This is a genomic window from Bacillus cereus group sp. BfR-BA-01382 (genome assembly GCF_022663475.1).
GTDB lineage: Bacteria > Bacillota > Bacilli > Bacillales > Bacillaceae_G > Bacillus_A > Bacillus_A thuringiensis_S.
Genome location: NZ_JAKUFQ010000398.1, coordinates 1 through 246, shown reverse-complemented (window position 1 = coordinate 246; position 246 = coordinate 1). Strand labels below are relative to the sequence as shown.

Sequence of the window (246 nt, the reverse complement as noted above, 5' to 3'; positions counted from 1 at the left end):
CCTATTGTTGTAACCCTTTTTTCTACTGGGAACATTTCTACAACGTAGGCTAACGCTACTGGAGAAAATGTAGCTGCGGCTATCCCCTGTATACCTCTATAAATAACAAGCCAAAAGAAACTATCTACAAACCCTAAGCAAAAAGAAACTATCGACAGTGCAAGCAATCCAATAAAAATCACTTTTTTTCGTCCATATTTATCAGAGATTGCCCCAAATAACAAACACCCTATAGCAAAGCCAACA

At 37.8% G+C, this 246-nt stretch carries 1 protein-coding gene; it reads right to left on the bottom strand.

Annotated elements, in window-relative coordinates; translation table 11 throughout:
• The coding region (locus MR160_RS34475; RefSeq protein ID WP_242299265.1) for an MFS transporter at window positions 1-246 on the bottom strand (246 nt) is incomplete at both ends.